At 51.3% G+C, this 22,446-nt stretch carries 17 protein-coding genes; 7 read left to right on the forward strand and 10 right to left on the reverse strand.

Annotated elements, in window-relative coordinates; all coding sequences use genetic code 11:
- The first annotated feature begins 5 nt into the window (after positions 1 to 5).
- Complete coding sequence (locus C173_RS13310; RefSeq protein ID WP_036725458.1) at positions 6 to 1,604, forward strand: response regulator; 1,599 nt, start codon at positions 6 to 8, stop codon at positions 1,602 to 1,604.
- 34 nt (positions 1,605 to 1,638) lie between these two features.
- Here the strand turns inward: C173_RS13310 and C173_RS13315 are convergent, their stop codons facing one another.
- The 3 genes from C173_RS13315 to C173_RS13325 are packed head-to-tail and all read right to left on the reverse strand — an operon-like array spanning position 1,639 to position 4,043.
- A complete protein-coding gene (locus C173_RS13315; RefSeq protein ID WP_036725460.1) occupies positions 1,639 to 2,364 on the reverse strand; it encodes an ABC transporter permease in 726 nt (241 codons plus the stop codon).
- Between the two features lie 12 nt (positions 2,365 to 2,376).
- On the reverse strand, positions 2,377 to 3,129 hold the full coding sequence (locus C173_RS13320; protein WP_036725462.1) for an ABC transporter permease: 753 nt from the start codon (positions 3,127 to 3,129) through the stop codon (positions 2,377 to 2,379).
- Positions 3,126 to 4,043, reverse strand: a complete 918-nt coding sequence (locus C173_RS13325; protein ID WP_036725544.1) for an ABC transporter ATP-binding protein — start codon at positions 4,041 to 4,043, stop codon at positions 3,126 to 3,128. The genes C173_RS13320 and C173_RS13325 overlap by 4 nt, the downstream gene beginning before the upstream one ends.
- A gap of 162 nt (positions 4,044 to 4,205) precedes the next feature.
- Here C173_RS13325 and C173_RS13330 point away from each other — a divergent pair, with 162 nt between their 5' ends.
- Both C173_RS13330 and C173_RS13335 read left to right on the forward strand, forming a co-directional pair.
- Positions 4,206 to 4,919 carry a response regulator transcription factor gene (locus tag C173_RS13330; RefSeq protein ID WP_036725464.1) on the forward strand — a complete coding sequence of 238 codons (714 nt, stop codon included), beginning with the start codon at positions 4,206 to 4,208 and terminating at the stop codon, positions 4,917 to 4,919.
- Positions 4,919 to 6,310, forward strand: a complete 1,392-nt coding sequence (locus C173_RS13335; protein WP_036725466.1) for a sensor histidine kinase — start codon at positions 4,919 to 4,921, stop codon at positions 6,308 to 6,310. Before C173_RS13330 ends, C173_RS13335 begins: the two co-directional genes overlap by 1 nt.
- An 85-nt stretch (positions 6,311 to 6,395) precedes the next feature.
- Here the strand turns inward: C173_RS13335 and C173_RS32870 are convergent, their stop codons facing one another.
- Positions 6,396 to 10,193 carry an S-layer homology domain-containing protein gene (locus C173_RS32870; protein ID WP_051478032.1) on the reverse strand — a complete coding sequence of 1,266 codons (3,798 nt, stop codon included), beginning with the start codon at positions 10,191 to 10,193 and terminating at the stop codon, positions 6,396 to 6,398.
- Between the two features lie 208 nt (positions 10,194 to 10,401).
- Between C173_RS32870 and C173_RS13345 the strand changes: the two genes are divergently transcribed.
- Entirely contained in the window at positions 10,402 to 10,965 is a 564-nt protein-coding gene (locus C173_RS13345) for a hypothetical protein (RefSeq protein ID WP_036725467.1), read from the forward strand.
- A 55-nt stretch (positions 10,966 to 11,020) separates the two neighbouring features.
- Complete coding sequence (locus C173_RS13350) at positions 11,021 to 12,325, forward strand: TerD family protein (protein ID WP_036725468.1); 1,305 nt, start codon at positions 11,021 to 11,023, stop codon at positions 12,323 to 12,325.
- A 196-nt stretch (positions 12,326 to 12,521) separates the two neighbouring features.
- Here the strand turns inward: C173_RS13350 and C173_RS13355 are convergent, their stop codons facing one another.
- The 3 genes from C173_RS13355 to C173_RS13365 all read right to left on the reverse strand — a co-directional run bounded on the left by C173_RS13355 (position 12,522) and on the right by C173_RS13365 (position 18,302).
- Positions 12,522 to 17,234 carry an Ig-like domain-containing protein gene (locus tag C173_RS13355; RefSeq protein ID WP_235191883.1) on the reverse strand — a complete coding sequence of 1,571 codons (4,713 nt, stop codon included), beginning with the start codon at positions 17,232 to 17,234 and terminating at the stop codon, positions 12,522 to 12,524.
- 325 nt (positions 17,235 to 17,559) lie between these two features.
- Complete coding sequence (locus tag C173_RS13360) at positions 17,560 to 17,886, reverse strand: carboxymuconolactone decarboxylase family protein (protein ID WP_036725472.1); 327 nt, start codon at positions 17,884 to 17,886, stop codon at positions 17,560 to 17,562.
- A 29-nt stretch (positions 17,887 to 17,915) separates the two neighbouring features.
- The gene (locus C173_RS13365; RefSeq protein WP_036725473.1) at positions 17,916 to 18,302 is read right to left on the reverse strand and encodes a tautomerase family protein; all 387 of its coding nucleotides are present in this window, start codon (positions 18,300 to 18,302) and stop codon (positions 17,916 to 17,918) included.
- Between the two features lie 110 nt (positions 18,303 to 18,412).
- Between C173_RS13365 and C173_RS13370 the strand changes: the two genes are divergently transcribed.
- Complete coding sequence (locus C173_RS13370) at positions 18,413 to 19,294, forward strand: LysR family transcriptional regulator (protein ID WP_036725474.1); 882 nt, start codon at positions 18,413 to 18,415, stop codon at positions 19,292 to 19,294.
- Here C173_RS13370 and C173_RS13375 read toward each other — a convergent pair.
- The 3 genes from C173_RS13375 to C173_RS13385 form a co-directional block, all read right to left on the reverse strand.
- Entirely contained in the window at positions 19,291 to 19,743 is a 453-nt protein-coding gene (locus tag C173_RS13375) for a hypothetical protein (protein WP_036725475.1), read from the reverse strand. The genes C173_RS13370 and C173_RS13375 overlap by 4 nt on opposite strands.
- A 39-nt stretch (positions 19,744 to 19,782) precedes the next feature.
- Positions 19,783 to 20,376, reverse strand: coding sequence for a TetR/AcrR family transcriptional regulator (locus C173_RS13380; RefSeq protein ID WP_036725476.1), 594 nt, complete (start codon positions 20,374 to 20,376; stop codon positions 19,783 to 19,785).
- Between the two features lie 214 nt (positions 20,377 to 20,590).
- Entirely contained in the window at positions 20,591 to 21,070 is a 480-nt protein-coding gene (locus C173_RS13385; RefSeq protein ID WP_051478033.1) for an IS1096 element passenger TnpR family protein, read from the reverse strand.
- 299 nt (positions 21,071 to 21,369) lie between these two features.
- Between C173_RS13385 and C173_RS13390 the strand changes: the two genes are divergently transcribed.
- The gene (locus C173_RS13390) at positions 21,370 to 22,017 is read left to right on the forward strand and encodes a hypothetical protein (protein WP_036725478.1); all 648 of its coding nucleotides are present in this window, start codon (positions 21,370 to 21,372) and stop codon (positions 22,015 to 22,017) included.
- The last annotated feature ends 429 nt before the right edge of the window (positions 22,018 to 22,446 follow it).

The raw sequence follows: 22,446 nt of genomic DNA on the forward strand, positions 1-22,446 counted from the left end.
CCCGTATGTATCAATTACTTATTGTCGATGATGAAACATCAGTTGTCGATAGCTTAGCACTTACCATTCCATGGGAAGAATACGGCATTGAAGAGGTGCACCGGGCTTACTCGGCCCAAGAAGCACTCCAGACCGCGACGAGACATGCCATTGATATCATCATTACCGATATTCGGATGCCGGAGATGGACGGTCTTGAGCTCATCGAACGCATCCGGCATTTCTCCCGCAAGATCAGGTGCATCATCTTATCCGGACATGACGAATTCGAATATGCCCAGAAGGCGATTCAGTATGGAACAATCCGTTACTTGTTAAAACCGGTTGACATCGCTGCCTTGACGCATGCCGTTGGGCAGGCGATAACCGATATTGAGCTGGAATGGGCCGAAATCAGCTCCTTCCAACGGATTAAACATACGCTGCACGCCAACAAGCCGCTGCTGCGCAGCCAGCTGCTCACAGACCTGCTCCAGAACAAACCGATGCAGGCCGACATATTGGAGGAACGCCTGGCCATGCTTGATATCTCGTTCCTCCCGGGCGACTCCTATATGCTGATGCTCATCCGGTTGGAGGAGGATTTCTCCAGATACAATCTTCAATCGCTGTCCCTTCTGGAGTTCGCTGTCGGCAACATCACCGAAGAGGTGTTTCAGGAGCTCTTCGAGCTATGGCATTGCAATACCGAGCAAGGCTATCTTGTTTTTCTGATCAAAAGCAACGAAGCGCCAGACCTTTCGCTAATCGATTCTTATGCGGTCAAGGTACAAAACAACGTGCAAAAATTCCTGTCAGGCTCCCTTTCGATTTGTCTAAGCAACATCCAGACATTCCCTGAGAACATATCAGAAACATACCTAGCCTCTGTATCCTCACTTATAAGAAATGTCGGCAAAAATAAAAGCTACTTCATTACAATTGACGAATCCGAGTCACAATCGCAAGGGCAAAACCTCAACCATTTGCACCTCCCCCCTCTTCTTCCTTCCTTACTGGAATCGGAAAACTGGGATGAGGCCCTTGCCAAGATCGGCCGGATTCTGTCCGTGAGCGAGCTTGACAACGAACCGACACATGACCAGTTATTTACAACGCTTCTATATCTATCATCCTCCTTCGCCGTGACGTTCTCCTCCGGGGAAGGAGATGTGGAAACCCAGCTCGGTGAAGAGTTCTACCTGCTCCTGCGGAAGAAATCGCAGCTTTCAAGACAGCGAATTTTCCAGTGGGCCGAGAAGCAGATCGCTGCCTTGCGCGCAAAGGCCTCCCGTCAGGTTGAGGATTCCCACCAGAAGATCGCCTCCAAGGTTCGGACATTCATCCAGGAGCATCTTGCCGAAGGGATCTCCCTTCAGACGGTTGCAGACCATGTGAAGCTGCATCCTGTATATTTATCCAAAGTGTATAAGACCGTGTCCGGCGAAACAATCGGCGATTATTTGTACCATACCCGAATGGAGCGGGCCGTTCACCTGCTGCGCAGCACCGACCTCAAAATCACGGAAGTCAGCGGGCAGCTTGGTTTCCTGGCTCCTCCCCACTTCATTAAAATCTTTAAGAAGCATTATGGCTGTACGCCGCAGGAATACCGGAACAAGTGAATGCATTGTCCGTTTCCCATCGTTCAGGCAGGGCTCAACCCGCATCATTATACCTCAGCCTGCGGATCGACCAGACTGACAGAACTACAAGGTACACTCCATTCATCAGAAAGAATAGCAGATTCTCCATAGCCGTCAGTCCGCGCTGGGTAAGCACGCCCATGCCAATGGTCAGCAGCGAATATGGGAACAGCAGCCCCAGCTTGAGCACATACAGGCCCAGCCCGACAAAAACCGCACATAGACTGATTCCGATGGGTGTGGCAAAGCTGCGGATACGGATGGACAAGCCGAGCTGCAGGGCAGCAATACTCAGCGAAGCCACCCAGCCGCGCAGGGTCCACAGGATGATGTCCATTGGAAAGTCCCCCGTCAAAGACAGCATCTGTCCTGCCGTCCAATACATTAGAAGGAATAGCGTCTGCGCTCCGGCAATCAGCACGCCCACAATAACAAGCTTGGCTATAAAGAGACTGGTTATGGATACCGGAGCAGCCAGGATCATGTTCCAGTTCCGGTTCACATGCTCCAGCCGGCAGACAAACGCGCAGCAGATGGCAATCAGAATCGGCAGGAAGAACTCTCCATAAAATAAGCTTACCTGAGTCCATAGACTATACCATTCTCCCTGTAAGGCCTCCCGGTTCATCACAAAATTAGCACAGCCGATCATCAGGCTGACCACAGGCAGACTGACCAGCACCAGCCCCATCCGCGAGCGGCGCAGCTTGGGCCATTCGGCAGCAACACTTCTAAGCATAAGTTCTCCTCCTTAGACCGATTGTTTGGAGACATGGGTATTCCCGGCAACATACAGAACCAGTGTCAGTATCAGAGCTGCACTTAACTGAATCAGAGGCATGCTTCCGGTAACATAGGTTCCTGATGAAGCCTTATACACATAAGTCACCGGACTGAGATCCAAATAATAAGACCAGACGACTAACTGACGGACAGCGGCAGGGAACAAGCTTGCGGTCGTCCCCAGGAACCCGCCCAGCATGCCAAGACACAGGGCAAATGCCTGATTCTTCACCGCCAGCGATATCCATTGCTGCATCGCAATAATCAGCAGACTGGCAATCAGAGTACCCGCAGTGAACTGCAGCAGCAGGCCTGCCGGAAGCGGTTCTGCGAGTCTATGGAACATACCGAAGCCGGCAATAAAAACAACCTGGGCCAGAATGCCGTAAAGGATCAAACTTCCGGCACAGAAGAATTTGGCGGCATACACCGTCTGGCGTCCGACAGAAGTAGTCATCAGCATTTTCCAGGTATCCCCTTTATGCTCCATGTCGCAAATCCTTGACACCACAATCGCCGACAGAATCGGCAGGAACAGCCCGTTCATGGACGAGAGGCTGAAAATCAGCGCTTCCCAGGTAGCATTGTCCGCACTCCGCGAGATCGAGATGCTCATGGACATGGCCGCCCAGCCCAGCTCGGCGGCCAGAAAGAGGGTCAGCATCGCCCATACCTTTCTCCTCCGGATTTTGTAGTATTCCAGGAACAAGGCTTTCATCACAGGCTCCGCTCCTTTCCGGTAAGATCCAGGAAGATATCCTCCAGACTCTTCCTCGACTCCACGATCCGGCTCACAGCAATCTGGCCGGACACCAGAATTTCATTGACCCGGGCCACCTCAGAGTCCGGCATGGCGCTGAACACCAGCTGCCGCTCCTGCATTATGGGCCTATACCCGTGCTCCGACAGTATCCGGACTGCCCGGGCGGGATCATCGATCCGAAAGTGAACCGCCGCCCGGTTCTGCGCCTGAAGCGCAGCCATCGCCCCCTGGAACAGCAGCTTGCCGTCACTGATGATGCCAACCGATGTAGCAGTCTGCTCAATCTCCGACAACAGGTGGCTGGATACCACAATCGTCATGTCATACTGGGCAGGCAAGGATTTAATCAGCTCCCGGATCTCTCCGATCCCCGCAGGATCGAGCCCATTCGTAGGCTCGTCCAGAATCAGCAGACTCGGGAAAGCCAGCAAGGCCATAGCCAGACCCAGGCGCTGCTTCATTCCGAGTGAATACTGCCCGGCAGGCTTGTGCCGGTGATTATCCAGCCGGACAATCTGCAATACCTTATCAATATTTTTGGCAGGCAGGCTGCGCAGCCGCTGCATGACTCTCAGATTCTCAAGGCCCGTCAGATGTCCGTAATAGGAAGGCGACTCAATCAGGGAACCCGTCCGGTTCAGAATCTCCAGCCGGTGGTTCCGCAGCTCTTGGCCGAACAGCTTAACGGTTCCTTGGGTGGGTTGCACCAGTCCCAGCAGCATCTTGAGCGTAGTCGTCTTCCCTGCTCCATTCGGACCCAGGAAGCCAAAAATCTCTCCCTGCTGCACCTTTAGATTTACCTGATCCACCCGGGGCGTTCCCCCATAGGTCTTGGTCAATTGCTGTGTCTCGATAATTGGTTGAGTGTTCATAGGTTCCAGTTCAGCTCCATTTCTCTCAAGTTGGCTCTTGCTTCCAAGCATAGAGGCCTTCCCTTGCTCCAGGCTGAAGATAACCTTACGCCTACCTTAAATACACCGGTTCCTCCATTCTTCACCGCCTGATCGTGTATACTAATTCATGGGTGATGACGATTGAATAACATGAAGAACCGCAAAATAATGATCGTTGAGGACGAACCGAAAATACGTGAGATGATCGAGCTTTTTTTACGAAAAGAAGGGTATTACCGCATCTATGCGGCTGGAGATTATAGCAGTGCCCTCGCCATGTGCCGCCAGGAAAAGCCGGATATCGCCATTCTCGATGTGATGCTGCCGGACGGGGACGGGTTCTCGCTTCTCTCCGCCATACGCACCTTCTCTGATATGCCGGTACTATTCCTGTCTGCGCGAGGTGAAGATGAGGACAGGCTGCTGGGGCTGGGCCTGGGAGCCGACGATTATATCGTCAAGCCTTTTCTGCCGAGGGAGTTAATGCTGCGTCTGAGCGCTGTGCTGAAGCGGGTATATGCCTCGCCGATTCCAGAACGGCTGCCTGTCTTCAAGTCAGGTGAGCAAGTGGTGGATCTGAACAGCGCTGTGGTACGAAGAGACGGCCAGGAGCTGCCTCTGACGGCTAAAGAGCACGCCATTCTGGTCAAGCTCTATGAGAACCGCGGCCGGATTGTGACCAGCGATGCTCTCTGCCTGGCGGTATGGGGAGATGACAGCTACGGGTATGAGAATACCTTAATGGTGCATATGCGGCGTATCCGCGAGAAGATCGAAGCCGATCCCTCGAAGCCGGTACAATTGCTGACGGTCAGAGGGCTTGGGTATAAGCTCTTGGTGTTGGAGGCGCTCTAATGGACAGTGCGGTCCGGATTTTACGCAAATTCGTAGGCTCCACCCTGCTGGTCTCTGCGCTCCTGCTCCTGTTCAATCTGATTCTGCTCGGCTTGCTAATCTTCAAGGAGACCCATCAGGAGGCTTCGCCGGAGAAGGTCGTAAGGGAAATATCCTCAGCTCTGCAAGGGTCAGACGGCAAGTACTCCCTGAATCCCAAGGCGGCCGCGCTGCTTCAGCAGAACCGGGCCTGGGCCATGCTGCTGGATGCCGGAGGCAAGGTAACGTGGAGTGAGCAGCTGCCGCCGGAGGTTCCGCAAGCTTACAACATCATAGAGGTGGCGAAGTTCTCACGCTACTACTTGCTGGAATATCCTGTGTATATGTGGGAGCATCCAGAAGGACTTATTGTCGTAGGCTATCCTAAATATTCATATGAAAAATACCAGCTCGGATACCTGACGGACTGGCTGCGCTCCCTTCCCTTAAGAGTGCTGCTGCTCCTGATCTGCAATGTGGTACTGGCCGTGGCCCTCTCCTTGTTCATCGGCACCCGGCTGATCCGCAATATCCGGCCCCTGATCAACAGCATTCATGCCCTGGCCAAAGACAAGCCGGTTAACCTGGAGACTGCCGGACTCTTCAGTGATTTGTCCGAGAGCATTAATTCGGCTTCCGCTACCCTGCAGACCCGGAGCTCGCAGCTGAAATCACGGGATGAAGCCCGCTCCAACTGGATCGCCGGGATCTCCCATGACATCCGCACCCCGCTCTCGATGATCCTGGGCTACGCGAGCAATCTGGAGGAGCAGGACAACCTGACCGGAGAGCAACGCCAGCAGGCTGCCATAATCCGCCGCCAAGGCGAGCAGCTAAGGTCGCTGGTGAGCGACCTGAACCTCGTCTCTATGCTGGAGTATGACATGCAGCCGTTGCAGCTTAAGCCGGTACGCTTATCCGCTCTGGCCCGGACCGTGGTATCCGACTTCATTAATAACGGCCTGGAGGAGCGTTATTCACTGGACCTGTGCAATATGGACGAGCGCCTGCAAGTGATGGGCGATGAGAAGCTGCTCTACCGTGCAGTAAGCAATCTGGTCCAGAACAGCATCCGGCATAACCCGGATGGGTGCCGGATTGAGATTAGCATCCTCCGCAGCGGGGAAGACTCCTGTTTCGCCTTGTCCGTATCGGACAATGGTCAGGGAGTTCCGGCGGAGCACTTGCCGGAGCTGGTCCTGCTGCCTTACTCCGGGAAGCGGACCCATCCCGTCCGCCAGGGCCACGGGCTTGGCCTCCCGATGGTCGCCCGCATTGCCGAAGCCCATAAGGGCAAGCTTGTTCTGGAGAGTCCTCCTGGGGAAGGACTAAGCGCGGTGTTGAAGCTGCCTGCTATACCTTTGCCCAAGTAGAACACAAGCGCCTGCAAATGAAAAGCAGCGATCCTCCAATACAGGAGAATCGCTGCTTTTTAGCTTTTACCGCTGAGTGTATGGTTTAGATTAGATCTGACTTCTGAAGCAACCGCTGGATAATCGTAGCAACCTCAGCCCGGGTAATATAAGCAGCCGGTGCCAGTATCGTGCTGCTTCTTCCATTAATAATACCTGACTGGATACTGGAGATCATGCCGCTTGCCGCCCAAGGAGAGACCTCAGCCCCATCTGCATAGGAGCGCAAATTTTCACTCGTCTGCTGGACAGCCAGCCTGGTCTTCAGATTCGTAAGCGACATGGCCCTGCCGATAATGACCGTGGCCTGCTCGCGGGTAATCCGCTCATTGGGAAGGAATTTGCCATCCGCGAAGCCGTCAACCAGTTTATAGGCTTGGGCCGCCTGGATGAACCCGTGATACCAATCTGTCGGATTCACATCCGCGAAGGCAGATTGTCCGGTCATGGGCTTGATTCCCAAGCCACGGACGAGAATGGCTACAAACTCAGCCCGGGTAATGTCGCGGTCCGGACTGAACAGATTACCGCCTGTACCTTCGATCACCATCCGCGAACCCATATCGTTAACGGCTTGGCGGGCCCAGTGTCCTGTTAGATCCTTGAATTCAAGCGGATGCCACACAACAGCATAGATGCTATTAGTTAAGCTGTTCATTTTCGCGTAAACCTTGCCGCCAGCGATGACTAACCGGGTTGGAATATGACGCACCTTGCCATCCGGGTCCACGGTTATGCCTGTCGTGATTTGGTCTGGATCAATCCCGTCAGGCAAAACAAGCATGCGTTCCACATACGTATTGAATATCGACACTTCGGCAGTTGCACTTCCATGGATAGCCCGTACCGCAAAATCTGCCGGAGGTCCTACCAAAGTAAATGATCCCTGTGCAGCAGCTTGATTGACCACTTGCAGCTTGCTCTCCGGCAGTCTGGATATTTCAATCTGCACCTTAATATCCTCAGCAGAGCTGTCAAGCTTTTGGGCCAAGGAAGCTATTTGGATCTGCGAGGTTGGCAGTGTAAAGGAACCTGCCCCGGTCTGCAGCAGCAGTGTTACTTGCTGGTCCTCCATGAACTTGATCATTTGGCCGGTAAGCTCAGCAATGACCACAGCCGCCTGACCGCTGTAAGGGATGGTGATAACCGCCTGCTTGCCTTCCTCAGCGAGCCGTTGCTGCAGCTTACCGGTATCCACAATAATAGTAGCTACAGTCTGATCACCGCGTGAAGATGTAACTATTGTGCCTGCACTTTCAACTTTGCCGTTCACCAGGACATCCGCAGTTGTACTTGCAGGAGCGGCTGTCGGTTGTGCAGGTGAAGTACCGCCGCCACTATAGGGGGCTGCCGGGACAACCGTATTAGATTTGGCAGAAGCCTCACTGCTGCCCAGTGCGTTGACGGCCTCCACTGTAAAAGTATAGCTTGTCCCGTTAACCAATCCGGTCACTGTAACAGGGCTTCCTGTTCCTTTGGCCACGATGTTACCTGGAGAAGCTGTCACTCTATACTCTGTAACGGCAAAACCTCCATCGTCTGCAGGCGGTATAAACGTAATTGTAGCCGAACCGTCTCCCGCAACTGCTGAAATCCCTGTAGGGGCAGATGGGACTGTCGCCGGCGTTACAGTTACCTCATTAGACTTAGTGCCTAACCCCCCGGCATTCCCCGCTCTTACCACGAACATATAGGTTTTCCCGTTAGCGAGTCCGAGGGCCTCATAGCTCGTTGTTACAGCGTCTGTTGTCTCAAGTAATTGAAGCTTCTCCCCCGGAGCTTGCATGTAGATATTATAATAGGTAGCTCCGGTTACACTGCTCCAGTTCAAGGTTACTTGCCGGTTACCCGCTCCAGCCGTCAATTGGGCAGATGGCAGGGGCAGCACAGTAACGATTCTGGTTGCTTCACTGATTACACCATTAATGCTCTGAACAGCGTAATAGGACTGTGTTGCTGTTAACCCGTTGAAGCGAAAGGCTCCGTTTCCAAGATCGGAAGGGGTATCAGACACTTCGATGCCAGTGTATTCGAATAGGGTTACATCTGCCCCAGGGTAGACATTGCTGACATCGACATAGGCGATACCGGCAGCCGCAACAGGGGTTCTAAGCTTGGCATTCACAAAGCTGGAATTCACACTCTCTTCCCCATCCAACGTCTGGGTCACGTAGTAGCCCATAGTGTGGGGTTCCACATTCAGGAACTTGTAGGTAGCTGCCGTAACGGATGAAGCCGTTGCCTTCAGAGTGCCATTCGTCAGATACAGCTTCAAGTTCGCCCCGGAGGTGTATCCGCTCACCCTGATGCTCTCTTCCTCACCCGTTGCCGCCGGGGCATCCGGCACTGACGGCAGGACGGTTGCTAGGGTTGAGCCCCCGCTAATCACTCCGTTGATGCTCTGCGTGACATAATAGGCAGTTCTGGCCGTTAGCCCGCTGAACCGGAACTTTCCGTTATCCTGTTCCACAGGTACGGCCGGAAGGGCCTGTCCGCCGCTCTCATATAGCGTAATGGACGCCCCCGGATAGATATTCCCGGTGTCAAGGTACCCGATGCCTGCACTCGCAGTAGGTGTGCGCAGACTCGCGGATACGAAGGCCGAGTTCACGCTCTCTTCACCGTCGACCGTCTGCGTCACATAATAGCCAAGAGAATTTGGCTCCACATCTTTGAAGGAATACGTGGCTGCTGTTACCGTGGGCTCTGTAGCCTTCAGGGTTCCGTTCGCCAGATACAGCTTCAAGGTCGCGCCGGAGGTGTATCCGCTCACGTTGATGCTCTCTTCCTCACCTGCTGCTGCCGGGGCATCCGGAACTGACGGCTGCACGGTTGCGAAATTAGAGTTGGCGCTGGTTACCCCGTTGATGCTCTGTATCACATAATACGTGGTTCTGGCCGTCAACCCGCTGAACCGGAACTTGCCGTTATCCTGTTCCACAGGTATGGCCGGAAGGGCTTGTCCGCCGCTCTCATATAACGTTATGGACGCTCCCGGATAGATACTCCCCGCATCAATATAGCCGATGCCTGCGCTGGCAGTGGGGGTACGCAGACCCGCGGATACGAAGGCCGAGTTCGTACTCTCTTCGCCGCCCACCGTCTGTGTCACATAATAGCCGAGAGAATTCGGCTCCACATCTATGAAGGAATACGTGGCTGCTGTTACCGTGGGCTCTGTAGCCTTCAGGGTTCCATTCGTCAGATACAGCTTCAAGGTCGCCCCGGAGGTGTACCCGCTCACACGTATGCTCTCTTCCTCACCCATTGCCGCAGGTGCATTTGGCACTGACGGCTGGACGGTTGCTAGAGTTGACCCCCCGCTAACCACCCCGTTGATGCTCTGCGTAACATAATAGGTAGTTCTGGCCGTCAATCCGCTGAACCGGAACTTGCCGTTGCCCTGATCCACAGGTACAGCCGATATGGCCTGTCCGCTGCTCTCATATAACGCAATAGAAGCTCCCGGATAGATATTTCCGGCATCAATATAGCCGATGCCTGCGCTGGCCGTAGGTGTGCGCAGACTCGCGGATACGAAGGCCGAGTTCATACTCTCTACACCGCCCACAGTCTGTGTCACATAATAGCCTAGAGGGTTCGGCTCTACATTTATGAATGAATATGTAGCTGCTGTTACCGTGGGCTCTGTAGCCTTCAGGGTTCCATTCGTCAGATACAGCTTCAAGGTCGCCCCGGAGGTGTAGCCGCTTGCAACAATACTTTCCTCTCCTCCCGTAGCGGACGGTGGAGCAACTGCTGCAAATACCGGATTCATCATGCCGGGATAGTTAACCCACAGAATGGATAGACATAATCCAATAATCAATATCTTTTTTAACATAAATTCCCTCCTTAATCATAAATTCAAGAAGATAATAGCACGATTTGTCGAATTCGCACACTGCTAAATCGCCGAAAATCCTGAAAGTTCAAACTAATCTTGTCTTCTCACAAAGAAGAACTTCGGGTGAAACCCATCTCTCCCAAAATTCGCTATATTCTGCTATGCTAATAGAAATTCATAGTAGATACAGGAGGCGTAACCCGGAATGGATGCATTTCAATATGAGCTTACCTCAGAGAGTTCGATCAACCTGAAATATGAGTACGGCGGCGAGTACTTCACGTTCAGCCTGTACCGCGATGACGACGGGTGGGTGCTTCATCCATTCGACGGGATGCTGCTGCGGAATCCGGCGATGTGTACGCTGGTCGCGCAGGAGCTGTTCAAGCACAAGCCTTTTCAGGTCATGCTGGCAAAAGAAGGCATTCTGTTCACCGATATACGCTCGACCGTCAATCTCGAAAATGTGAACACACCGGTGGCAGCACGCAACGAACGCGAGTCCCGTAATAATCCTGCAGATGATCTGATGGACTTCGTTCAGCAGCACTCGATTGAAGAGGTCATTGACTACGAATGCAAGCTGGTCGGGAGCCGTATCTCCTTTTACCAAAAAATCTTGCAGCGCATGTTCATGGACAACCTGGGCCCTTCGGACCCCGAGTTTCAGAAGATACAGGATATTGTACGAATCTACGAGCAGGCGCTGGAGCGGCTGACGGATCTGAATGATCCCAATCTGGATGCCGGAAGCCGGGGCAGATTCTGAGTCTGCCACCCGCACTTATACATGCTTGAACTACTCATAGGAAAGGCTGGTTCTCATGACATTTGAGCTTATCAAGGGGCAAAAATACAGCATAACCAAAGACAACCCCCTCCTTACGCATATCATCATCGGCCTGGGCTGGCAGGCTGCGGGAGCCGGGATTGAGATTGATAGCTCTGCTGTTCTTCTTACGGAGGCACAGCGGGTCTCTACTGCGGCGGATCTTATATTCTATGGGAATCCCGCTGCACATCATCAGTCTGTAGTATTATTGCAACCTGAACAAAGGGTTGGTACCGGCGTGGCTGACCGCGCACAGATTGCGGTCCGGCTGGACCTGATCCCTGCGGAGTACGAGCGCATTGCGTTTGTGCTGACGATCCATGAAGCCCAGAAACGGCAGCAGAGCTTCTCTTCCTTGGACGGTGCTTATCTGCGGATCATGAACGCTGCGGATGGAACAGAGCTGCTCCGTTACCCGCTGGAAGGCGGTTATTCGGTGGAGACGGCCATCGTTGCCGGAGAGCTCTACCGGTACCGGAGCGAATGGAGATTCAGCGCGGTCGGCTCCGGCTATGCCGGCGGCCTGCACGCCCTGTGCCATAGCTATGGGATACCGGCGGCTGAGGCTCAGTCGTTGGTTGAGGCAGTAAAACCGGAGGTGGGGAGACCGGAGATGGCGGAACCGGAGGTTCCGTCCCGGAAGTCTCCTTTTGTGCTGCCGGAGCTGCGGTCACGCCCTAAGCAGGGGCCGGGGGGTACTGAAAATCCGGGAGACCGGCTGCTGAAGAACCGCGGGGAGACGGTCCGGCTTCAGAACGGACCGGGAGCTGCGGGCGAGATTGTCATCAATCTCAACTGGGCTCAGACCGAATCCTCCAGCTGGTTCGGCAGGAAGAGTATTGATCTGGATCTAGGCTGCCTGTTTGAACTGAGCAATGGGCTCAAAGGCGCTGTCCAGGCGCTCGGTGAGTCCTTCGGCAGCTTCAGCCGGCCGCCATACATCATCTTGGACGGGGATGACCGTACGGGTACAATTGCCACAGGCGAGAATCTGCGGATTAACAGCCGCTATCTCTCCGAGATCAAACGGATTGTTATTTTTGCCCTAATCTATGAGGGAGCGGCGAGTTGGTCGCAGGCTGGCGCCGTGGTAACCATCCGCCAACAGGGCGGGCCGGAGATCAAAGTGCAACTGGACGAGCACAACAATGATAAAGGCATGTGTGCCATCGCCATGCTGCACCGCCAGCCGGATGGATCCTTCTGCGTGGAACGACTTGTAGAGTATTTCAGCGGGCACGAGGAGCTGGACCAGCGTTATCAGTGGAATCTGCGGTGGGAGGCCGGAAGCAAGTAGGGAGTCAGCATAATCATAAGCGGCATCGCCCGCGAGGGTGATGCCGCTTATTGTGCATATGTCCGGTTTTCCGCACACATTCAGCCGCACACCCCAACCCCCATGCTTTCACGGCGGCCTAGGGCATTCAGCATACAACACAAAACAGCCCTTCCCCGTCTAAGACGGTTGGAAGGGCTGTTTGTTACGTGATTTTTTATTCCGCAGTATGATCTACAGATGCTGCCTGGATGCTGCCGAATGCCCAGTAGCTCGCTGGGACATCCGTCCATTTCTGGGCCGCGCTGGTCAGCGGAGCGATACCAAGAGCACGGTTAACGATGGTTACGGCTTCCGCACGTGTTAACGTCCGGTCTGGACGGAATGTGCCGTCCTGATAGCCGGTAATCATGCCTGCCTGGGACGTCCGCTCAATCGCGGCCTGTGCCCAGTGTCCGGCAATATCACTGAAGCCGGTCGCATGGTCTTGGGCATTTGTAATCAAGCGTGACAGGATGGTCGCCATTTCGGCTCTTGTAATCGTCTGGTTAGGCTTGAAGCTGCCTCCCCCATAACCTTTCATGATGCCGCTTCGCGTCACTTGACCGATTGCTTCTGCCGCCCAGTGTCCGGCAGGAACATCGGAATACGCTACATCAGCAGTGACTGCTGACTGGCTGAAGGTGCGGGCAATGATGCTAGCCGCTTCTGCCCGGGTGATGCTGTTCCCTGGCTTGAAGGTGCCATCGGCATAACCCGTCATATACGCCTTCACCTGTACCGCAGGATCTTGTGCAAGTACAACGGTAAAGGTACTGAATTTGCTGATGCTAAATTGAATGCCTGATTTTCCGGTCTGTCCAAAAGGTACAATTTCGCCCTTTACCAGTTCTTTGGTGCCATCGCTATGTTCAATGAAGACCGCAAGTGCCTTCAGTTGCTCCGCCGTTAACGAAGAGTTGCCAAGCGGCAATACCAGTGTAACCGGACGGCTCTGCAGATTGGTCTCAATCGTTACAGGACGGCTTACTAACGTAACTGTCGCACCGCGGGATACACTCTGCACCTGTGCTTTGGCAAGTGCTTCAACCTCTGCGCTCTGCTGTGATGTCTTCAGTGGAACGAGGTTGAAATAAATATCTGTACCGAATCCAGCCATTGAGCTGCCCGGCACCTTCACCTCAGCATTCACTGTGAATAGATCCAGCATGATCTGATTATCAGCAAATTGCTTGCTGGAAGCTGCTGGAATGGTCAGTCTGGTTCCGGCAACCTCATCATTCTTATCAGGCACGATGATTCTGGCAATACTCGAACCGGCAGCCTTAAGCTCATTGACCGCGCGGATGGCTTGTTCCAATGTGAACGTAAGGGTATCACTCTTCACACCGTTCGCATCCTTGGTGCGGGTAATGACAACGGAGGATACCATGGAGCCTTGAGCAGCCCCGTTTTCAACGTTTGCGTTAATACTTTCTGTCTGAGGACTTGGTGTTGGAACCGGAGCCGGTGCCGGTGCTCCTCCCCCTGATCCTGAACCGCCGCCCGGTGCCGGTGTAGGAGGATCAGTTGGCGTGACTGGAACAGGAACTGTTGCGAAGCTCCAGAGCTTACTATCCGCAAGTCCTGCATAACTGTTACCTGCTTCATCTGTAAAAGCACCAGGTTGTATAAGCACGTAATAGCTGCCGCCCTGCTTCAGCAGGCCGTTCGTGTTGATGCTGACGGTTGAGTTCGCAATCGAAACTAGCGTCTTGTCGTCCGCTTTAATCGACTTAACGACTTCACCATTCTCTGCATCTACAAGCTCAATAGCGGCATTTCCAGCTAACACATTCTCGCTAAAGGTCAGTGAGAGTGCAGCGGATACAGGCACATGCGTTGCATTGCCTGCCGGACTGTAAGATGTCACTACCGGGGCTGCTGTATCCGGCGCACTGGTAGTCACAAATCGCCAGGCGTTGATACCTGAGATGCCGGCATAGCTATTGCCCGCGTTATCTGTGAATGCTCCCTCTGTAACCCGTACAAAGTAACTCGTCCCATGCTCCAGGTTAGCCGCCGGATTGATGGTTACGACATTGTTCAGGATCGTTACCATGTCCGAAAGTGTTGGAATCGTCAAGACCGGATGATTATCATCTAAGCTGCGGAAAATCTCAATGTTCCCGGCCGCCGCCTTCACATTCTCGCTGAAAGTAAGGACCAGATTCGCGTTCACGGCCACTTCGGTGGCCCATGGCTCCGGCGAATAGGTAATCACCGTTGGCGAGATCCGATCCGGCGCATCTGTGGTTGTGAACTGCCACGTGGTGCTGTCCTTGATTCCGGCGTAACGATTGCCTGCTAAATCTTGGAAGGCCCCGCTTCCAATTCGTACATTGTAGGTTGTTCCATACTTCAGAGCATCTGCCGGATGAATGGTCACCACATTGTCCTCAATGGTTACGTTCGTGGAAATGGCGTGAATATTCGCCACCGGTTCTTGATTCGCACTGTTGTAAATCACAATATTGCCTGCCCCTGCCTGTACACTCTCACTGAAGGTTAGAGTCAATGGGGTAGTTGCCGCTACACCTTCTGCCCCTTGTACAGGGGAATATGCAGTCACAGTTGGCGCTGTAGTATCCGGCGCAGCCGTGGTGGTGAAGTGCCAGGTTGTATCGTCTGCGATACCGGAATAGAAGTTGCCGGATTGATCTGCGAAGGCATCTCCTGAGATTCTTACATAGTAGCTTGTACCATACTCCAGATTGTCTACCGGATTAATGGTTACAACATTATTCAGAATACTTACGTCCCCGGCGGAGATCGTAGCTGCCAATTTGTCAGCCGTGCTGTTGTAGATCTGAACGCTGCCTTCACCAGGCATCACATTCTCGCTAAAAGCAAGCTCCAGGTTAGCTCCGATAGCTACCTCTGTTGCCCCATTCATAGGCGAGTATGTGCTTACGATTGGCGCGGTCGTATCCGGTTCGCTGGTGGTACTAAAGCGCCAGGTTGTATTGTTAGTGATACCGGCATAGCTGTTGCCCGACATATCCGTAAATGTACCATTATCAATCTGTACATAGTAGTTTCTACCATAATCCAGATCATCCTCTGGATTAATCGTTACTACTTTGCCGTCAATGGTTACAATGTCAGATGTGACAGGAATACTCGCCATTGGGGCATTTATAATATCGCTGTAGATCTCAATTTCGCCTTCACCCTTCTGTACATCCTCATTAAAGGTAAGGGTCAGGTTGGTGCCGATCTCTACATTCTTTGCTCCATCTGCAGGATAATAACTACTCACCACCGGCGGCGTAGTATCAGGCGCTTCGGCGGTTGTGAAGGTCCAAGTGTCATTATACGAAATACCCACATAAGGGTTGTCCGCCAGATCTTTGAAAGCTCCGTCACTAATGATTACATAGTAGGTTGTACCATGTTCTAGTTTTGCATAAGGATCAATTGTTACAACCTTATCAAGAACTGTAACATCGTCAATCTGAATTACTTCTACTGGATTAACTTCATCCGTACTTTTGTAAATCTCAATGTTTCCGCTATCCTTCGTTACAGACTCATCGAATGTAAGCGTCAGATTGGCGTCAATACTTACTCCCACTGCTCCCTTTTCAGGAGAATACTCGCTTACGGTTGGAGCTTTCGTATCACCTGGCCCGGCAACTGTCGTGAAGCTCCACTCTTCCGCTGTGATTGCTGCATTGCCGCTTGCACCGTTAGTAAAAGCATTCGCGTCAACTGTAACGGCATATTTAGCCCCTGCATCAAAATCCTTACCCGGATTAATAGTTACCGTATTGGTAGCTGGATTTACTGTTACTCTGCTGGCATCATCCGCCGGGATGGTTTCAACCGGGGCAGATGTATCCGCAGCCTTGAAAATTTTAATATTATTGTCGTCTCCAGTGGCTGCCGTCACCGGCTGATTAAACATCACAACCAGATTATCATCTATTGCTACATCGGTCTCATCATTCCCTGGAGTCAAACTGAGCACCCGCGGGATGTTAGGAATGACATAAGACATAATGATCTCTCCGGAATCACCCGCTGCAATAAATTGATTAAGAACTTGATAAAATACAATGCCGTTAAGATTAGCAGTTGCGTTTGTAGTCTCAGGCTTCCACGTTTGCCCCAGATCGGTAGTGGAGAAGACTTTTCCGCCATCTCCTGCGGCCATAAATATGCTGTTTCCGAAAGTAATTCCATTCAGGTTCACTTTCGATTCAAGGACCTTTGCTGCGCCTTTCGAACTTTCCGGAGAAGTAATAATAGTTCCAGACGCACCAACCGCTACGAACATTCCGCCGCCAAAGGTGATTCCGTTCAATTTGTTGGTTGTTTTACTTGTCACCTTGGTCCAATCAGATCCATCTTTGGACATTACCACTGTACCGTTATCACCCACCGCTACAAACTTACCGTTACCGTAAGCCACAGCGTTCAGATTCTCATTAGTGGCTGAGAATACGATCTCCCAGTCAGGGCGATTGTCATTTTTGATCATAATCATTCCTGAATCGCCGACTAGAACTAATGTTCCATCGCCGTAGCTGACTCCATTCCAGTTAAAACCGGCGGAGCCATCGGAGGGCGTCCAGGACACGCCATCTGTTGACGTTAGGAGGATCCCATTGTCACCGACTGCAACGAATTCGCCGCCTGCGCCTTTATGAATAATACTATTCAAATCCTCGCTTACCCCAGAATTACCAACTGCCCATGTCGAAGGGCTGCTTGCGGTAACAATACTTCCTGCTTCCCCCACTGCAACTAAAGTATCTGAGCCAATAGCAACTCCGTTTACGTTGATGTCGTCTGGCAGCGGACCAACATTGTCCCAGCTTGCCTCACCATTGTCTGTTGAACCCGCATATACCGGAAAGGCTCCGGTCCAAACCAAGCTGATCACGAGTAACAACGAGAAATATTTTTTCAATCCCTTACCCTTAAACAAATGTATCGTTCCCCCTTGTTCATTCATCCTGTGCGCTATATTGCAAGTTCTGCTGGAGTCTAGCATCTGCCCCCTTAGAAAATTTCATTTCTGCGCCCATTCTATCAGACAGCTCTAAACAAACTCTTAACAATTCTCGACAAAAACCGATTCATCAGGACCTAATTGGGGTATAGCTCTAAAAAAAATGAAAAAACAGCGATTTTCTAACCTCTTATCAAAAAAATTGTCTAAACCAAAAAAAGCGCACGGAGCTTTCGCTCACATGCGCTTTTTTTGGTTATATTTCCTCGAAAATCCCCTTGGCAACCTGTATCGCCGATGCGGCACGCGGCCAACCTCCATAAAAGGCGAGGTGAGTCATTGCCTCGATCAATTCTTCTTCGGATAGACCGTTCTCCAGGGCCAGACGGATATGAAAGGGTAACTGCTCGGTAAGTCCACCGGCAACCAGGGCCGATATCGTCAGGAGACTGCGTTCCCGAAGCGATAATTGTTCCCTTCTCCATACCTCCCCGAAGAGAACCTCCTCCGAATAGCGGGCGAACGAAGGAGCAATATCTCCAAATGCTTCAAGAGCATTCGATGCAATTCTCCGATGCTTCATCCCAATACCTCTCTTCCTTATATGAACATTCATTCAATCATCTGTGCGATGCCATTGCCAAACGTCCAGTCCTCGAATTCTGTATCGACCAGCACGACGAAGACGTCTTCTTTCCTGATGCCCAGTGTGCTCGACAACGTCTCGGCCAGCTTGCTGTAAAAGCCCCTTTTCTGCTCCTTGCTTCTCCCGGATTTGAGCGTAATCTGAATATAGAGCAGCCCATCCGTTCGCTCTATGTTGAAATAATTAGGACTGTAATAAAATTCGCTTGCTTTATGGGCATGGTAGACTTGAAAGAAATCATCTTGCGGCACGTTAAAATATTCCCTTAGAGCACTCATAATTTCGCGGCTAATGATAGGCAGCTGTTGGTCATCGTATTTGTTCTCCAAGTAACTGACTCTGACAAAAGGCATGTCATTTCACTCCTTTACTGGTGTAACTTCATTGTACTCCCCGCCTCTTATTCTGTATAATTGAATTAAATGATACGTAAATTCAAATTACCCGATGGAGATATCTGCTAATGGACCTAAAAGAACTAACTACATTTCAAACTATCCTGCAAGAAGGAAACTTCTCTAAAGCAGCCGCCAAACTGAACTACGCACAATCCACAATCACCAATCAGGTTCAACGTCTGGAGAAGGAACTGGGCATCAAGCTGTTCAAACGGGGCTGGGATTCTGAGCTTACAGCTTCGGGGCGAATATTTGCCGCTGAAATCGACAGTCTGATCCGACATTGGAACTATGTTGCGGACCAGGCAAAAGCTCTGCAAAAAGAGGAGATCGGTACGCTCAGGATCGGAGGGCTGGAATCATTGACAGAGCAGATACTACCAAAATCACTGCTGCGGTTCATGGAGCATAAGCCTAATGTATCCTGCCATTTTGTGATCGGTAACACCGCTTCGCTCTCACATGCCCTGCTTCAGAATCAATTGGATTTTGCCATCTGTGGAGAGCCTGTTGACCTATCTTCGTATCACTTCGAACCCTTGTATCAGGAGCGGATATCTTTTATCGCAGGGAACAACCACCCTTTGGCCGCAAAAGATGAGATCGCTTTCGAGGAATTGCTTGGTTATCCAATCATTGCCGGGGGAGCTACCTGTCTATATCATTCCCAATTATCGAAGCAGTTCTCCCGGTACACCGAAACTCCCTTTCTGCATACCGTAAGTCAAATCTCTGCCATTGCGGGCTTCGTCCAGCAAATCGCTTTTGTAGGAGCCGTCCTCGAATCTACGCCGTTACCGCCTAATGTGGTGAGACTCCAGGTCACGCTGAAGGAAGCCGCCATTCCCGTAGGCCTGCTGCAATTACGTAACGATGAGTATCTATCCTCATCCAAGAAGCTTTTGATGCAATTTGTAAAAGAGGAGCTGGAGTCTATTCACAGTTAAGGCAGGAAGAGCAGCGGGGAAGCAAACAGTACCGCAGTGATAAAAATGAGCTGAATCCCTACGCGGACCGCTAATTTCGGCACAGGCTTGCCCCCGATTGTCATATTCATGCGTGCTGCATAGATATTGGCGGGGAGCATGGCAATAAGAAGTAAAATCAGACACACAGAAGCAGCTGCTGAGAAAGCGGGCAACAGGATGCCGATAGCTCCGGCCATTTCCAGCATCCCGGTAACCGTCACGATCCATTCTTTCTGAGGAAAAACAGGCGGCACCATTCTTACCAAATCGGAGCGCCGCCGTCCCCAGTGGGCAGAAGCACCAAATAGCAGCATAATGGATACGGCCCATTGAAGAGATGTCTGCCAGTCATCCCAATAAGTCAAACCCAGCAGACCAACCATCCGGAACAGTAAAAAGGTTACGATAAGCGCTATAAAAGGAACCATTTGACCTCACCCCTTCTTGTTACTTCATATTGCTTCATCTCAATTCTTCAGAATACCAGCCATAAAACCGGATATTTCTTTCGCAGAAAGGGTCCCGGAAAAGGCACGCAGGGACGCCCGCACACGCAGACCTAATGACAGCAGAACGAACAGCTCCGCCGTCTCATCAGGGTTCACCGTTTCTTTAATCACCCCGTACTTTTGCCCCGTGATAATCCACCGCCTAGAGACCGACACCGACCGCTCATGAAAATGCTCAAGCACCTCCGCTACCGCCGGTTCATTCTCCTTGCCCAGCAGGTATAGAAGCACCTTGTTAGTCGCTTCATGGCTGTCTTCCAATCCGGCAAGACTTCTGGCGATGGCATGCATCGGCCCGTCGAAGCTTTTATCAATGCTGCCTCTTACTTCCTCTTCAAAACGATCATTCACAGCGTCAAGCCGCTCCTCCAGCACCCAGGCAAAAATCTCATCCTTGCTCTTCACATAATGAAATATCGCCCCCTTAGATAATTGCGACTGCTCCATAATATCCTTCAAGGTAATGGCATGACAGCTCTTGTCCCGCAGCAGCTCCTTGGTCCCCTCCAGCAGCTGCCGGATCGTCTGCTTCCTCCGGTCTGCGTTCTTCATTGCTATTCTCCTCTTCTGCCTTACATAGTTAAGATTGGGTTAATATAAAATATGATTACTGTTGATTATACATACCGACCGTTGGTTTGTAAATTAGTGTGTAAATAAAAAAAGGTTCGGAATGTTCCGGATAACGTGGATTAATTCCTCCATCATTTCTCCGGCTCCCGCACCCGTGATTTTAATACCTGTCCGATCTGAATCTTATTTCCAGTTATGCCTCTTCATCCTCTTCGTCTTCATCTTCATCAAAGCCGCCATATTGATCCGGTGCCTCTCCCTCGATCTCCGTGACCATAGGCAGTTTTTGTCCCGGCTTCACTTCAGTCTCTCCCAGATATTGAACAATCATTCTCCACTCATCGCCATAATCGAATAGGAGCAGCATCTTTTGTTTGGGGGTATGAAAAACTTTACTGATTTTTGCTTTTTGCACTCCAGGAAACCTATCCCCCGCCCCCACATCAGCAAATAATTCATAGCCTTCCTCAGAGCGTGTCCAGTTTTTAAGATTATCATAGAATCCAAAGGCATGATCCAGATCAAAATCAAAAGATTCAATCGTAACTGCCGCAAGATCGTACAGCGACGCCTTTGCAGAAATTGCAATCTTCCGGGTCGGCCGACCACGCACCGCACCGTTCCAGTCGCTTAAGGTTACTTTGAATAATCTGGCTTGTTCATTCTTAGTCATCGGACTCTCCCCTTTTATCAATTCATTCTTCCTCACGCATTCTCCGAACCTCATTGTACAGTTTAATAAAAGAAAACAAAAATATAAATCCTCTATAGTATACTGCACGATTAGAACCTCTGTAACTACTTATTGATTCCTGGATTTGTAGCGCTATAATAAGAAACATAGGTTGTGAAGCACACGCCGCTTGTAATGCTCTGCCCCTTCCGAGTTAGATTCTTGGAGAGGGTTGAGTATTGAAGCGGCTTTTTTGCTTGGGAATCAACGCTAATTTGAGTGTTAAAGGAGGAGTATCGATGACGCGATTTGAGCAGCAGTACGAGGAATGGTTAGTTAGCAATCTGAAGAATGAGAGCAACCACAGGCGCAAGGAGCTACTTGGCAAAGGATTAGGCCACGGAACAGTTGAATTTCTCCGCAAGGTATGGTTTCCGGCAATCGGTAATTTCGATCATTTGTTTCCAGAATGGGAAGTGCGTGATTTCAATAACGGGTACCGCTATCTGGACTTGGCTTATATGCCTGGAGGTGCAAAAGGCGGGATTGAGATTCAAGGATATGGACCTCACGCCAGAGATCTGGATGTCAGACGCTTCAAGGATCTATGCCGCCAGCATTGCTTACTGGCACTTGATAGTTGGACTTTTCTTCCTATTGCTTATCCTTCGATTATCGAAGAACCCAAGCAATGTCAACAGTTGGTGTTGTCTTTTATCGGCAAATTCATTGCTACGGATGTTTGTTCCACATTAACTTGGCTGGAAGCGGAGACCCTTCGTTACGCAAGACGTCTGCTCAGGGCATTCACACCTTTCGAGCTTGCTAAGCATCTCAGGGTAACGGATAGGCACTCCAGACGAATTCTGCATCATTTGGTCGAACAACAGTTACTGGATGTGGCCGGAGGACAGCAGCGTTATCGGACATATCAGCTTAGAGTTTAACGTATGTTTAGGAGCATGAATTATAAAGCTGATATGATAAAAACACTTGAATTCCGTGGCTGTGAGCGTGAGAAGTAGAGGTATCAATCAGCTGTAACGGACCGAGGCGCACCTATTTCTACAAAAAGCACAATTTTACCAAGCTTACGGACTCAGATGGCGCTATTTACTAGATTTCATCTCATATATGGATGGTGAAAAAGCAATAAGCGCGATATGGTCCGTTAGCCCTTTTAATTATGCTGAATAAAGAACATAAGGGCTGTGGGGTCCGTAGCAGTCCTTTAGACACATTTTGAACCGAAGGAACTCGATGGAAACCATATTTCGCAGTTTGGGTTCAGGGTTCGGGGGTTCGGGTTCGGGTTCGGGTTCGGGTTCGGGTTCGGGTTCGGGTTCGGGTTCGGGTTCGGGTTCGGGTTCGGGTTC

The organism is Paenibacillus sp. FSL R7-277 (genome assembly GCF_000517965.1).
Lineage (GTDB): Bacteria > Bacillota > Bacilli > Paenibacillales > Paenibacillaceae > Paenibacillus_AQ > Paenibacillus_AQ silagei.

Excerpts from the sequence above, each read along its gene's own strand:
- C173_RS13310 (WP_036725458.1), top strand. The coding sequence starts at position 6 with ATGTATCAATTACTTATTGTCGATGATGAAACATCAGTTGTCGATAGC.
- C173_RS13315 (WP_036725460.1), bottom strand. The coding sequence starts at position 2,364 with ATGCTTAGAAGTGTTGCTGCCGAATGGCCCAAGCTGCGCCGCTCGCGG.
- C173_RS13325 (WP_036725544.1), bottom strand. The coding sequence starts at position 4,043 with ATGAACACTCAACCAATTATCGAGACACAGCAATTGACCAAGACCTAT.
- C173_RS13335 (WP_036725466.1), top strand. The coding sequence starts at position 4,919 with ATGGACAGTGCGGTCCGGATTTTACGCAAATTCGTAGGCTCCACCCTG.
- C173_RS32870 (WP_051478032.1), bottom strand. The coding sequence starts at position 10,193 with ATGTTAAAAAAGATATTGATTATTGGATTATGTCTATCCATTCTGTGG.
- C173_RS13345 (WP_036725467.1), top strand. The coding sequence starts at position 10,402 with ATGGATGCATTTCAATATGAGCTTACCTCAGAGAGTTCGATCAACCTG.
- C173_RS13350 (WP_036725468.1), top strand. The coding sequence starts at position 11,021 with ATGACATTTGAGCTTATCAAGGGGCAAAAATACAGCATAACCAAAGAC.
- C173_RS13360 (WP_036725472.1), bottom strand. The coding sequence starts at position 17,886 with ATGAAGCATCGGAGAATTGCATCGAATGCTCTTGAAGCATTTGGAGAT.
- C173_RS13365 (WP_036725473.1), bottom strand. The coding sequence starts at position 18,302 with ATGCCTTTTGTCAGAGTCAGTTACTTGGAGAACAAATACGATGACCAA.
- C173_RS13370 (WP_036725474.1), top strand. The coding sequence starts at position 18,413 with ATGGACCTAAAAGAACTAACTACATTTCAAACTATCCTGCAAGAAGGA.
- C173_RS13375 (WP_036725475.1), bottom strand. The coding sequence starts at position 19,743 with ATGGTTCCTTTTATAGCGCTTATCGTAACCTTTTTACTGTTCCGGATG.
- C173_RS13380 (WP_036725476.1), bottom strand. The coding sequence starts at position 20,376 with ATGAAGAACGCAGACCGGAGGAAGCAGACGATCCGGCAGCTGCTGGAG.
- C173_RS13385 (WP_051478033.1), bottom strand. The coding sequence starts at position 21,070 with ATGACTAAGAATGAACAAGCCAGATTATTCAAAGTAACCTTAAGCGAC.
- C173_RS13390 (WP_036725478.1), top strand. The coding sequence starts at position 21,370 with ATGACGCGATTTGAGCAGCAGTACGAGGAATGGTTAGTTAGCAATCTG.